We start from the raw sequence: 12,889 nt of genomic DNA, 5'->3' as shown, positions 1-12,889 counted from the left end.
TCCCAGTCCGGGCTGGGGGAGTCCCCGGTGCCGACCCCTCTCGCGACCCGCGGGAGCGTGCCGTCGCGCATCGCCCGGGTGAAAGTGCGATAATGGGCTTCGATGCGTCACGGCCACGACGGACGTCGCGTCACACGAATACTTCAGGGCCACGTGAGCCCTATCGCAGCACGAGCCACAGAGCCTGTTGCAGACCGCATTGAGTTCGCGGCCCCACCCCAGGGAGCCGCACGATATTTCGCCGGGCGACGCGGTGCCGCCCGCAGGGAGCGCCAGTGATGGCTGATGACAATGACCAGACCGAGTTCGAGAACACGCCGGAGCCCGCGGAGGAGCTGACCCCTACCGCACCCGAGTCGAGTCCCTCGCCCGACACGGAGCCTTCGCCCGACACGTTGCCCTCCCTCGACGCGGGTGCCGGGCCGAGTGACGATCTGGAGGTCGCAGAGGTCTTCGCCGACGCTGCCTCCGCGGAGGACTCCTCGTCACCCCAGGCGGACGAAGCGGCCCCGCCCACGGAGCCTGCGGACGATGTTCCGCTGACCGCAGTGACGCTCGGCCTGATCCCCGAGGTCTTCGTCTCGGCCGTCTCGACCCAGCTGCACTTCTACGCTCCGCCCATCATCGCGCTGCCGCCGCTCCCGCCCGTCCGGCAGAGCCGCGTCGAGGAGTCGGTCGACGAAGACTCCGCATCCGCGGGCGGCCGACGTCGCAACCGGCGCCGCACCGGCGGCGAAGGGCGGGAAGACGCGCCCGATGCCCCGCAGCCGCCGCAGCATCAGCCGCGCCAGCGCGCGGTCGAGCTCATCACCGAGCCGCAGCGCATCAAGGGTTCCACGCGTCTCGAAGCCAAGAAGCAGCGTCGTCGCGACGGACGCGAGGCAGGGCGACGTCGCACGGTCGTGACCGAGGCCGAGTTCCTCGCGCGTCGCGAGGCCGTCGACCGCACCATGATCGTCCGTTCCAAGAACGGCCGCATCCAGATCGCGGTGCTCGAAGACAAGGTGCTCGTCGAGCACTACGTCGCCCGCAACCAGGACGCCTCTCTGATCGGCAACGTCTACCTCGGGCGCGTGCAGAACGTTCTGCCCAGCATGGAGGCCGCGTTCGTCGACATCGGCCGCGGCCGTAACGCCGTGCTGTACTCCGGCGAGGTGGACTGGGACGGCGTCGAAACCGGCAACCAGCCGCGACGCATCGAGCTCGCCCTGAAGTCGGGGGACCGGGTCCTCGTACAGGTCACGAAGGATCCCGTCGGCCACAAGGGTGCGCGGCTCACGAGCCAGATCTCACTTCCCGGCCGATACCTCGTCTACGTGCCGGGCGGCGCGATGAACGGGATCTCGCGCAAGCTCCCCGACACCGAGCGCGCGCGCCTCAAGCGCATCCTCAAGGAGGTGCTGCCTGAGTCGAGCGGCGTCATCGTGCGCACCGCCGCCGAGGGCGCCACCGAAGACCAGCTCACCGTCGACGTGCAGCGACTGACCTCGCAGTGGGAGCACATCAGCGCCCAGCTCGAATCCGTGCAGGCGCCCGCGCTGCTGCACTCGGAGCCCGACCTGCTCGTCAAGATCGTGCGCGACGTCTTCAACGAGGACTTCTCCAAGATGCTCATCCAGGGCGAAGACGCCGCTCAGACGATCGAGAGCTACGTCGCAGGCGTCGCGCCCGATCTGCTCGAGCGCATCGAGCGCTACGACAGCGACGGCGACCCCTTCGACGACTTCCGCGTCACGGAGCAGATCGAGAAGGCGCTCGACCGCAAGGTCTGGCTGCCGTCCGGCGGTTCGCTCGTGATCGACCGCACCGAGGCCATGACCGTTGTGGACGTCAACACCGGGAAGTTCGTCGGCTCCGGAGGAAACCTCGAGGAGACCGTCACCAAGAACAACCTCGAAGCCGCCGAGGAGATCGTCCGCCAGCTGCGACTGCGCGACATCGGCGGCATCATCGTGGTCGACTTCATCGACATGGTGCTCGAGTCCAACCGGGACCTCGTGCTGCGCCGCCTGGTGGAGTGCCTCAGTCGCGACCGCACGAAGCATCAGGTCGCTGAGGTGACGTCACTGGGTCTCGTGCAGATGACCCGCAAGAAGCTCGGGCTGGGCCTGCTCGAGACCTTCAGTGAGCCGTGCGACGTCTGCGCCGGCCGGGGTGTCGTCGTGCACCACGATCCCGTCATGAAGCACCGCGCTCCGCTCACGGGCTCGCCGACGGGGCGTCGCCCGCGCTCGGGGCCGCCCAGCAACACGAACGGATCGTCTTCCGGGGGCGGCACCCACATGATCACCGAGGGAGTGAAGTCCGCACTGGCGCAGATCGCCGCATCGACGATCCACCCGCACGCGGAAGAGGTGCCGGCCACCGAGACGGAAGCCGCTGTCTCCGAGCCTGTCGAGCAGGTCACTGCAGAGCGTCCCAAGAAGCAGCGCAAGAAGCGTCCCGCACCCGCCGCCCCGCCGCGCACCGAGAAGGATGCTCTGCTGGACGTCGTGCTGAACGCCCTTCCGGAGCCGAAGGCCCCCGGTCAGGGCCGCGGACGGCGACGCGTGACCACGGCCGCCCTGACGGGTACGCCGGTGAGCACGACCCCCACCCAGGACTGAGGGCGACGCATCTCGGCGTCGCGGGCGGTCATCGTCCGCGACGCTGGCGCGCCGTCACCCGGAGGCCCGACGCGATCAGCGATCGTACGAGCGTGCGACCGTCGACGTGCACGGCACCCGCGGCGACGAGTCGAGCGTGGGCGTCTTCGGGCACGTCGTAGTGGTCGCGATCGAACCCGCGCCGGGGGATCCCGTTCGCCTCGGCGAACGCGTGCAGCTCGGCCAGATCCGAGTCGCTCACGAGGTGCGCCCACATCCGCCCGTGCGCGGGCCAGCGGGGGTCGTCGATCAGGATCGTCACAGACGGATCCTACGACCGCGCCGCGGGAGTCGGACCGCATCAGCTTTTGGGATATCGGCCCCGATCCGGTAATGTATCCCTTTGGTGCGTTGACGACAGTATTTGCTTCCGCACCGCATCTTTGCCCAGGCATCCGGAGCCGCGCGCTCCCTGAAGAAACAAGGTATGAAGTGGTCTACGCAGTTGTGCGCGCCGGTGGACGGCAGGAAAAGGTCGAGGTCGGCACGATCGTCGTTCTCGACCGACAGGCGGCGAAGATCGGCGACAGCATCCAGCTTCCCGCCGTTCTGCTGGTCGACGGCGACGCCGTGACGACTGACGCCGACACGCTCGCGAAGGTCAGCGTCACCGCCGAGGTCCTCGGTGAAGAGCGCGGCCCGAAGATCATCATCCAGAAGTTCAAGAACAAGACCGGGTACAAGAAGCGCCAGGGGCACCGTCAGGACCTCACGCGCGTCAAGGTCACGGGCATCAAGTAAGCACGGAAGAGACTCAGGACATGGCACACAAAAAGGGCGCAAGCTCCACCCGTAACGGTCGTGACTCCAACGCTCAGCGCCTCGGCGTCAAGCGTTTCGGCGGCCAGAAGGTCCTCGCCGGCGAGATCATCGTCCGCCAGCGTGGCACGCACTTCCACCCCGGCGTGAACGTCGGCCGTGGCGGCGACGACACGCTGTTCGCCCTGACCCCGGGCGCGGTCGAATTCGGCCAGAAGGGCGGCCGCAAGGTCGTCAACATCGTCGCCGCGGTGGCTGCGGAGTAGTTCGAGGCTGCACACAGTTTCATACGAGGGGGCGGGCTTCGGCTCGCCCCCTCGTGTTTTCATCGAAGGCCGCTGAGGCCCATCACGGAGGAGGAGCGAATGGTCACGTTCGTCGACCACGTCACTCTGCACCTGCGTGCGGGCAAAGGCGGCAACGGCTGCGTCTCGGTCAAACGCGAGAAGTTCAAGCCTTTGGCAGGGCCCGACGGCGGCAATGGTGGGCACGGTGGCGACGTCATCCTGGTCGCCGACCCCCAGGTGACCACGCTCCTGTCGTACCACCATTCTCCGCACCGGTCCGCCAGTAACGGCGGATTCGGGATGGGCGACCACCGATCGGGCGCAGAGGGCGAGAACCTCGAACTGCCGATCCCGGTCGGCACCGTGGTGAAGGACGCCTCGGGCGAAGTGCTCGTCGACCTCGTCGAGCCGGGTATGCGATTCATCGTCGCGCCCGGCGGCATCGGCGGTCTCGGCAATGCCGCACTGTCGAATCCGAAGCGCAAGGCGCCGGGTTTCGCACTGCTCGGCACGCCGGGCTGGGAAGGCGATGTCGTCCTCGAACTCAAGACCGTCGCCGACGTCGCGCTCGTGGGCTTCCCATCGGCCGGCAAATCGAGCCTCGTGGCGGCCATCTCCGCGGCGCGTCCGAAGATCGCCGAGTATCCGTTCACGACCCTGCATCCCAACCTGGGCGTCGTCCAGGCGGGCGACACCCGCTATACGGTCGCCGACGTCCCCGGTCTGATCGAGGGCGCCAGCGAGGGCAAGGGCCTGGGCCTGGAGTTCCTCCGCCACGTCGAGCGGTGCACGGCTCTGGTCCACGTGCTGGACTGCGCCACGCTCGAGCCCGGTCGCGACCCGATCAGCGACCTCGACATCATCCTCGCGGAGCTCGCCGCCTACCCCGTCCCCGACGGCCAGGTTCCCTTGCTCGAACGTCCGCAGCTCATCGCGCTCAACAAGGTCGATGTGCCGGAGGCGCAAGAGCTCGCCGACCTGGTCCGTCCCGACCTGGAGGCTCGCGGATTCCGCGTCTTCGAGATCTCGACCGTCAGCCATGATGGCCTGCGCCAGCTGACCTACGCGCTCGGCGACGTCGTGCTGCGGCACCGTGCGGAAGAGGCGGCGAAGCCGGCGCCCGAGCGCATCGTCATCCGCCCGCGTGGCAGCGAGAAGGACTTCACGATCCGCATCGAAGGCGGATCGTACGGCGACATCTACCGCATCATCGGCGACAAGCCTGTGCGCTGGATGCAGCAGACCGACTTCCAGAACGAAGAGGCCGTCGGCTATCTCGCCGATCGCCTGGAGAAGCTGGGCGTCGAGGACGAACTGCACCGCGTGGGCGCGACGACGGGCTCCACCGTCGTGATCGGCGAGGGTGACGGTGTCGTCTTCGACTGGCAGCCGACGCTCACGTCGGTGGCCGAGCTCATGACGGCGCCGCGCGGTACCGATCCGCGTCTGCTGCAGGACAACCGCCGCACGACATCGCAGCGCCGTGAGCGCTATCACGCGATGATGGATGCGAAAGCCGAGGCTCGTGCCGATCTCGAGGCCGAGCGGATCGGCGCGGGTGAGTCCTTCGACGAGGACGCGCAGTGACCGCACGCACGAGGGCGGAGCTGCGCACAGCCCGCCGCGTCGTGGTCAAGGTCGGCTCGTCGTCGATCAGTGGTGAGAACGCCGGCAAGATCCAGCCGATCGTCGAAGCGCTGGCCGTCGCGCACGGCCGGGGCACGGAGGTGGTGCTGGTCTCGTCGGGCGCGATCGCGACGGGAATGCCGTTCCTCGCTCTGGATGCGAGGCCCAGCGACCTCGCCACTCAGCAGGCGGCGGCCGCGGTCGGGCAGAACGTCCTGATCTACCGCTACCAGGAATCCCTACGCCCGTTCCGCATCGTCGCCGGCCAGGTTCTGCTGACGGCGGGAGACCTCGAGAACCCCACGCACCGCTCCAACGCCCGGCGCGCGATGGAGCGACTGCTCGGCCTGCGCATCCTGCCGATCGTGAACGAGAACGACACGGTCGCCACCCACGAGATCCGATTCGGTGACAACGACCGGCTCGCCGCGCTCGTGGCCGAGCTCATCGGCGCTGATGCGCTGGTGCTGCTGAGCGACATCGAGTGCCTGTTCACCCGCCCGCCGGATCAGCCGGGCGCACGCCCCATCCATCGGGTCGAGTACGACGACGACCTGCACGGCTACGAGTTCGGCTCGGGCGTCGTGAACAGCGTCGGCACCGGGGGAGCGGCCACGAAGGTCTCGGCCGCGCGTCTGGCCGCCGCAGCGGGAGTGGGCGTGCTCGTCACGAGCGCCGATCGGGTGGCGGCGGCTCTCGACGGCGACGACATCGGCACCTGGTTCGATCCGCACCCGCACGGGAGCACACCGACGCCGACCGGCCCCATCCGCACGGCCCCGGTCGCGGCGCTGCCCGCCGATACACTGGGCCGATGACCATCACCGCGGGCGAGAGCGCTGTCGAGGCATCGGCGGCGGACGTGCTTCGTGAGCGGATGCTGCGGGCAAAGGACGCGTCGAGGCAGATCGGTCTGCTCTCCGACGCGCGCAAGCGCGACGTGCTGCGCGCGATCGCCGATTCACTCGAGGCATCCGCTGCTCTCATCGTCGAGGCGAACCACGCTGACCTCGAGCGCGGTCGGGCGACCGGGTTGTCGGAGGGCCTGCAGGACAGACTGCGCCTGGACGAAGGACGCGTGGCGGCGCTGGCGCAGGCCGTCCGCGACGTCGCCGAGCTCCCCGACCCGGTGGGGCGCATCCTCGACGAACGGCTGCTCCCGAACGGCATCCGACTGCAGAAGGTGTCGGTGCCGTTCGGAGTTGTCGGCTCGATCTACGAGGCGCGGCCCAACGTCACCGTCGACATCACCGCGCTGGCCCTGCGTTCGGGCAACGCTGTGGTGCTGCGTGGAGGCTCCGCGGCCGAGTCGACGAACCGCGCGCTCATCGACGCGATGCGACAGGCTCTCACGTCCGCCGGCGTCGACCCCGAAGCTGTGCAGACTGTCGATGACTACGGCCGCGCGGGGGCGCGCGAGCTGATGCAGGCGCGGGGGATCGTCGACGTCCTCGTTCCCCGAGGGAGCGCTCAGCTGATCGAGACCGTCGTGACCGAGTCATCCGTCCCCGTCATCGAGACCGGCGCCGGTGTCGTCCACATCTTCCTCGACGCGACCGCCCCGGAGTCCTGGGCGCAGGAGATCGTCGTCAACGCGAAGGCGCAGCGTCCGAGCGTCTGCAACGCGGTCGAGACCGTACTGGTGCACCGCGATGCCGCGGAGCGTCTCGTGCGTCCCGTGGTGGCCGCCCTGCAGGAGGCCGGCGTCACCGTCCACGGCGACGACGACGTGCGCATGCTGGCCGCCGGCGTCGTGCCGGCGACCGAGGACGACTGGGCGACCGAGCACATGAGCCTCGACCTCTCGATGCGCGTCGTGGACGACGTCGATGCGGCCATGGCGCACATCCGTCGGTACTCGACTCACCACACGGAGGCGATCATCACCGAGGACGAGGCGATGGCCGAGCGCTTCCTCGCCGAGGTCGATTCGGCCGTGGTGATGGCGAACGCGTCCACCCGCTTCACCGACGGAGCCGAGTTCGGCTTCGGAGCGGAGGTCGGCATCTCCACCCAGAAGCTGCATGCCCGGGGCCCGATGGGACTCGCTGAGCTGAACAGCACCAAGTGGCTCGCGCGCGGCTCAGGACAAGTCCGAGCCTGACGTCCTAAACTGAGGTGCGCACCGTGTGCACCGCCCCATCCGAAACGGAGCCCAGATGACCTTCGCCTCGCTCATCGCCCTCGCAGCTGAAGAGGGGGAGCAGCACGGCAACGTGATGCTCGAGACGATCGGCTACCCCATCGTGGCGATCATCGCGTTCGCGGCGCTCGGTCTCGTGACCCTCTCGTACCGCAACGTGGCCAACCGCCACGGCAGCAAGGCCGAGGCTTACGCACGCGCGCACGCGAACGACAAGCCAGAAGTGGGGCACGGCCACTAGGTCGACCGCATGCAGGTGACGGCAGCCCCGAGGATCGGGGTCATGGGTGGGACGTTCGATCCCATCCATCACGGGCACCTGGTGGCCGCCAGTGAGGTCGCCTCCTCGTTCGGCCTCGACGAAGTGATCTTCGTTCCGACCGGCCGCCCGTGGCAGAAAGAGGTGGTCACGGCGGGCGAGCATCGTTACCTCATGGCGGTGATCGCGACGGCCGCCAACCCGCAGTTCACCGTCAGCCGCGTCGACATCGACCGGGCCGGCCCCACCTACACGATCGACACGCTGCGCGATCTGAAGGCGGCGCGGCCGGACGCGGAGCTGTTCTTCATCTCCGGCGCCGACGCTGTGGCGCAGATTCTCAGTTGGAGGGACCATGATGAACTGTGGGACCTGGCCCACTTCGTGGCCGTCTCCCGGCCGGGGCACGTGCTCACCACCGACGGACTGCCGGGCGGCAAGGTGAGTCAGCTCGAGATTCCGGCGCTGTCGATCTCCTCGACCGACTGCCGGAAGCGGGTCAAGATGGGGCATCCCGTCTGGTATCTCGTCCCCGACGGCGTCGTCCAGTACATCGCGAAGCATCACCTCTATCGGAGCAACGCATGACCGCACCCGAACAACACGAAGTCCAGCCGCTGACCCGTCGTCAGCTGCGGGAGATCCGCAACACCGCGTCGACGCCGATCGTGACGCCTGAAGACCTCCGGGCAGCGGATGCTGCGGCCGCCGCCCGCGCCCTCGACGACGCCGCGCGCTCCGACGCCGAGGGGTCGAGCGACTCGGCCGGATCGTCGACGGCGCACGGCGACGCGCCCGCGGACGCCGCACCCGAGGATCCTTCATCCGCCGGCCGGCTGGAGAGCCCTGCGCCCGCCGTGCCGCTGGCCCGTGCTGCCGAGCCCATCGACCTCGCCCCGGCGCCGGCGCCCGACGCCAGCGTCGACCTCGGAGTCAACCCGCTCACGCGACGCCAGGCGCGCCAACAGGAACGGATCCGTACGGCATCCGTCCCCGTCATCACCTCCGGCATGCTGAACGCGCAGTCGTCAGCCGCGTCCACCGCAGAGCGCGAGGATCAGCCCGGCGACGTCGCCGCCCGCACGGACGCCGCGGTCGACAGCGACCTCGAGCAGGTCACCGCCGCGCCCGATGAGTCCGAGGGCGACGACGTGATCGAGGCATCCGTCATCGAAGACTCCGCCGACGAGGCCACGGACCATGACGAAGAGCACGAAGACGGACCCCGCGATGAGCCGGCGGGCATCGTCGGAGACGCCGCGGATGATGACGATCTCGATGCACCCGCGTCGGGCCCCGTGGTCGATCCCGCCTTCGGCTCCGAGCTGCTGGCCGGCGACGGTCCCGCTCCGATCGCTGCCGTCACCCTTCCGCCCTCGTTCGACCAGCTCATCGCGCGCAGCAGCACGACCACCGGCTCGCAGTCCACGACGAATGCGCTGATCCTGTCGCAGACCCCCGAGGGCGCGATGATGAGCCCCGTGACCGCGACAGGCGAGGTGCTCATCACCGGCACGTTCGCCCTCCCGGAGGGATTGGGCTCGCAGGGCCACGCGCCCGGTACGACCGACGGCAAGGACGTCGACGCCGTGCTCGTCGACGGCGAACTGCCCGCGCATTCCTCTCCCACCCCGATCGCTGCGAGTGCGGCGATCAGCACGGTGAAGACCACCGGCGAGATCATTCGCCCCCCCGCCCCCGAGAAGGGCGGGCGCCTCATGCTCGCCCTCGGAATCACCATCGGTGTGCTTGCCATCGCTCTTGTCGGTGTCTTGATCCTCGCCGTTGCGACAGGAGTATTCTCATGACCGCGACCGACAATTCCCGGCGGATGCTGGCGATCGCCGCCGCCGCCGCAGACGACAAGAGCGGCGAGGACCTCGTCGCTCTCGACGTCTCGGAGCCGCTGCCACTCGTCGACATCTTCCTTCTCGTGACGGGGCGCAACGAGCGCAACGTCGCATCGATCGCCGATGAGGTCGAGACCAAGCTGCTGGAGTCGGGCTACAAGCGGCTCCGCCGTGAGGGCCGCAAGGAGTCGCGCTGGATCCTGCTGGACTTCGGCGATCTCGTGGTGCACGTCTTCCACGAGCAGGAGCGCGTGTACTACGGACTCGAGCGTCTCTGGAAGGACTGCCCGGTGGTCCCGATCGAGTTGCCGTCGCGCGTCGCGTCCGCCGACTGACCCGGCCGTCGTGGTTCGTCCCACGCTCTCGGATGTAGTAATCTAGGGGGGTTGCCCCGCCACGGCGGAGCAACGATTCTGGGTCTGTGGCGCAGCTGGTAGCGCACCTGCATGGCATGCAGGGGGTCAGGGGTTCGAGTCCCCTCAGATCCACCGGATAATTCTCTCGCACCGTGTTCGTCGCCTCCATGCGCGACGCTACGGTGAAGTCATGAGCTCGCAGCCTCGGTGCCCGTACTGTCGGCACTTCGTCTACCTCGACACGCTGACGTGTCCCGAGTGCGATGGCACGATCGCTTTCCACGTCATCAGCCGTCAGTTCTTCGGGGTCTACAACGGGCGGGTCGTGATCGACGGGGAGACGTGGCACACCTGCTCGAACCGCGGGTGGCAGTGCAACTGGCTGGTGCGAGACGACGCGCCGGCGGGGCGGTGCATCGCGTGCCGACTGACCCGGCGGCGACCTCCGTCCGACGACACGGTCGCCCTCGAGAAGCTGGCGAAGACGGAGGAGGCGAAGCGTCGGCTGCTGCTGCAGCTCGCCGACCTCGGCCTGCCGATCGTGCCGTGGGACGTCCGGCCCGGTGGGCTCGGGTTCGACTTCCTCTCGAGCCTCTCTCAGGGCGAGCGCATCATGATCGGGCACGCGAACGGCATCATCAGCCTCGATCTGGCCGAGAGCCTCGACGATCGGCGGGAAGCCCTGCGCATCCGGCTGGGCGAGCCCTATCGCACGATGCTCGGCCACCTGCGTCACGAGGTCGGGCACTACTTCCAGAACGTCCTGCTGACCGATGACGCGGCATGGACGCGCTGCCGCGCGCTGTTCGGTGACGAGCGTGCCAGCTATCAGGAGGCGCTGACCCGCCACTACGCCTCGGGGGCGCCGGCAGGATGGCGCGACGAGTACATCTCCGAATACGCCACGATGCACCCGTGGGAGGACTTCGCCGAGACGTTCGCGCATTATCTGCACATCACCGGAACCCTGCAGACGGCGGCGGCGATCGGCATCCATCTCGATGCCGCCACCACCAACGCACGCGACACCGACGTGATCCCGCGGGAGTCGTACCGCGACGAATCGGTGCACCAGCTGCTCGGCGATTGGGAATGGATGTCGCAGGCCTTCAACCGCATCAACCGCGCCATGGGCTTCGGTGACCTGTACCCGTTCGACATCGTGCCGACCGTCCGCACCAAGCTCGGGTTCGTGCACGAAATGGTCACCCGCGCGCCCCTCACCACCGCGCAGCAGGCGTCGCTCGCGCTCCAGGGGTCGGCGGACCGCACATGACCTCGTATTCGCGCGGCCAGCGCGTGATCGGAGCCGCCACGCACAAGGTGCACAATCAGCCGCCCTTCCGTGTCGAGGTCGACGAATTCGGGCTGAACGCGCCGCTCGTCGCAGCGGTCGAGGCGTTCGGCGCCGGGTGGGCCGGCGGTGACCTGCACGAGGCCGGCACGCACGTCGGGTCGGGGGAGTTCCAGGCCGACGCCGAGCGCGCGAACGTGCACACCCCGGTCGCGTACCCGCACGACCGGTGGGGATATCGCCTCGACGAGGTCGAGTACGACCCGTCCTACCATCGCGTCCTGTCGGCGGCCCTCGCGCGCGGAGCGCACACCTCGGCGTGGGCCGAGCCCCGCCCCGGAGCATCCGTCGCCCGTGCCGCGACGTTCATGCTGTTCGCGCAGGTGGAGGCGGGGCATGCCTGCCCGGTCTCGATGACGCACGCCGCCGTGGCCGCGATTCAGCAGTCGCCGCGTGTGGCGGAGGAATGGATGCCGCGCCTGCTGTCGCGCGAGTACGAGCCGCGCCTGCTGCCGAACGAGGAGAAGGGCAGCGCCCTCATCGGCATGGCGATGACCGAGAAACAGGGCGGCTCGGACCTCCGGGCAGCCACGACCGCCGGTGTGCACATGGGCGGGCAGGCCTATCAGCTGACCGGACACAAATGGTTCTGCTCCGCGCCCATGTCGGACGGGTTCCTGATGCTCGCGCAGACCCGCCGTGGCGGCAAGGACGAGGGACTGAGCTGCCTGTTCGTGCCCCGGCTGCTGCCCCGGGGAATGCGCAACTCCTTCCGCATCCAGAAACTCAAGGACAAGCTCGGCAACCGGTCCAACGCCTCCGCCGAAGTCGAGCTCGACGGCACCGTCGGGGTGCTGATCGGCGAGCCGGGGCGCGGCGTGAACGCCATCATCGAGATGGTGCAGCGCACCCGGCTCGACTGCATCCTCGGCGCGGCCGCCGGAATGCGCCAGAGCGTCGCGGAAGCCGTCTGGCACGCGCGTGGCCGATCCGCGCTCGGAGCGCCGCTCGTCGACCAGCCCGCGATGTCGGCCGTTCTCGCCGACCTCGCGATGGAGTCCGAGGCCGCGATGCTGACGGGACTCCGGCTGGCGCAGCTCTTCGACGCGGATGCCTCCGAGCAGGACGTCGCGCTGCGTCGTATCGCCACCCCCATCGCCAAGTACTGGGTCACCAAACGCGGACCGCATCACGCGTACGAAGCCCTCGAGTGCCTCGGCGGCAACGGGTACATCGAGCACTTCCCCCTCGCCCGTCGGTACCGGGAGCAGCCCGTGATGTCGATCTGGGAGGGCTCGGGCAACGTCATCGCGCTCGATGTGGTAAGGGCACTGACCCGCAATCCCGACTCGGTGGCCGCGCTCGTCGAGGAGCTCGAGACATCCCGCGGCGCGTCCGGCCTGCTCGACGCCCACGTCGACCGGGCTGTTGCGTTGCTCGCGGAGGTCGCCGACGCCGATCCCGCGGGCGCGCAGGCCCAGGCGCGGCGATTGGCGGAGAATCTGGCGCTCGCACTGCAGGGCTCCCTCATGCTGCGGCACGCTCCCTCACTCGACGCCGAGACCTTCCTGGCCGCGCGCCTCGGGGAGCAGAGGGGTGCGCAGTACGGGGTCCTCCCGCGTGGGACGGATGCCGCGGCCATCGTCGCCCGTCACTGAGGCGTGGTCGCC

13 protein-coding genes and 1 tRNA gene are annotated in these 12,889 nt (G+C 69.0%); 13 read left to right on the top strand and 1 reads right to left on the bottom strand.

Features of this window, described 5'->3' with window-relative positions; genetic code table 11:
• Window positions 1–278 precede the first annotated feature (278 nt).
• Window positions 279–2,606, top strand: a complete 2,328-nt coding sequence (locus ACFXOO_RS07040) for an Rne/Rng family ribonuclease (RefSeq protein WP_394563121.1) — start codon at window positions 279–281, stop codon at window positions 2,604–2,606.
• 28 nt (window positions 2,607–2,634) lie between these two features.
• Here the strand turns inward: ACFXOO_RS07040 and ACFXOO_RS07035 are convergent, their stop codons facing one another.
• Window positions 2,635–2,907: a DUF4031 domain-containing protein gene (locus ACFXOO_RS07035; RefSeq protein WP_378839842.1), complete on the bottom strand. Its 273-nt coding sequence runs from the start codon at window positions 2,905–2,907 to the stop codon at window positions 2,635–2,637.
• A gap of 170 nt (window positions 2,908–3,077) precedes the next feature.
• Here ACFXOO_RS07035 and rplU point away from each other — a divergent pair, with 170 nt between their 5' ends.
• The 12 genes from rplU (at window position 3,078) to ACFXOO_RS06975 (ending at window position 12,877) form a co-directional block, all read left to right on the top strand.
• Window positions 3,078–3,386, top strand: coding sequence for a 50S ribosomal protein L21 (gene rplU / locus ACFXOO_RS07030; RefSeq protein ID WP_378839840.1), 309 nt, complete (start codon window positions 3,078–3,080; stop codon window positions 3,384–3,386).
• A gap of 20 nt (window positions 3,387–3,406) precedes the next feature.
• Window positions 3,407–3,670, top strand: coding sequence for a 50S ribosomal protein L27 (rpmA, locus tag ACFXOO_RS07025; RefSeq protein WP_378839837.1), 264 nt, complete (start codon window positions 3,407–3,409; stop codon window positions 3,668–3,670).
• A gap of 99 nt (window positions 3,671–3,769) precedes the next feature.
• Window positions 3,770–5,278, top strand: a complete 1,509-nt coding sequence (gene obgE, locus ACFXOO_RS07020; protein WP_378839835.1) for a GTPase ObgE — start codon at window positions 3,770–3,772, stop codon at window positions 5,276–5,278.
• The gene (gene proB / locus ACFXOO_RS07015; protein WP_378839832.1) at window positions 5,275–6,135 is read left to right on the top strand and encodes a glutamate 5-kinase; all 861 of its coding nucleotides are present in this window, start codon (window positions 5,275–5,277) and stop codon (window positions 6,133–6,135) included. Before obgE ends, proB begins: the two co-directional genes overlap by 4 nt.
• On the top strand, window positions 6,132–7,421 hold the full coding sequence (locus tag ACFXOO_RS07010) for a glutamate-5-semialdehyde dehydrogenase (RefSeq protein ID WP_394563120.1): 1,290 nt from the start codon (window positions 6,132–6,134) through the stop codon (window positions 7,419–7,421). Before proB ends, ACFXOO_RS07010 begins: the two co-directional genes overlap by 4 nt.
• Before the next feature lie 55 nt (window positions 7,422–7,476).
• Window positions 7,477–7,701, top strand: coding sequence for a hypothetical protein (locus tag ACFXOO_RS07005; protein ID WP_378839827.1), 225 nt, complete (start codon window positions 7,477–7,479; stop codon window positions 7,699–7,701).
• Between the two features lie 9 nt (window positions 7,702–7,710).
• Complete coding sequence (gene nadD / locus ACFXOO_RS07000; RefSeq protein ID WP_378839825.1) at window positions 7,711–8,307, top strand: nicotinate-nucleotide adenylyltransferase; 597 nt, start codon at window positions 7,711–7,713, stop codon at window positions 8,305–8,307.
• Complete coding sequence (locus tag ACFXOO_RS06995; protein WP_394563119.1) at window positions 8,304–9,527, top strand: hypothetical protein; 1,224 nt, start codon at window positions 8,304–8,306, stop codon at window positions 9,525–9,527. The genes nadD and ACFXOO_RS06995 overlap by 4 nt, the downstream gene beginning before the upstream one ends.
• Window positions 9,524–9,904 (top strand): ribosome silencing factor, encoded by a 381-nt coding sequence (gene rsfS / locus ACFXOO_RS06990; protein WP_378839819.1) that lies wholly within the window; start codon window positions 9,524–9,526, stop codon window positions 9,902–9,904. Before ACFXOO_RS06995 ends, rsfS begins: the two co-directional genes overlap by 4 nt.
• A gap of 80 nt (window positions 9,905–9,984) precedes the next feature.
• Window positions 9,985–10,057 (top strand) — tRNA-Ala (locus tag ACFXOO_RS06985).
• A 58-nt stretch (window positions 10,058–10,115) separates the two neighbouring features.
• Window positions 10,116–11,201, top strand: a complete 1,086-nt coding sequence (locus tag ACFXOO_RS06980) for a putative zinc-binding metallopeptidase (protein WP_394563118.1) — start codon at window positions 10,116–10,118, stop codon at window positions 11,199–11,201.
• The gene (locus ACFXOO_RS06975; RefSeq protein ID WP_394563117.1) at window positions 11,198–12,877 is read left to right on the top strand and encodes an acyl-CoA dehydrogenase family protein; all 1,680 of its coding nucleotides are present in this window, start codon (window positions 11,198–11,200) and stop codon (window positions 12,875–12,877) included. Before ACFXOO_RS06980 ends, ACFXOO_RS06975 begins: the two co-directional genes overlap by 4 nt.
• The last annotated feature ends 12 nt before the right edge of the window (window positions 12,878–12,889 follow it).

Origin of the sequence: Microbacterium sp. P03, from assembly GCF_043556235.1 — a bacterium.
Taxonomy (GTDB): Bacteria; Actinomycetota; Actinomycetes; order Actinomycetales; family Microbacteriaceae; genus Microbacterium.
This window is presented reverse-complemented; position numbering and strand designations above follow the sequence as displayed.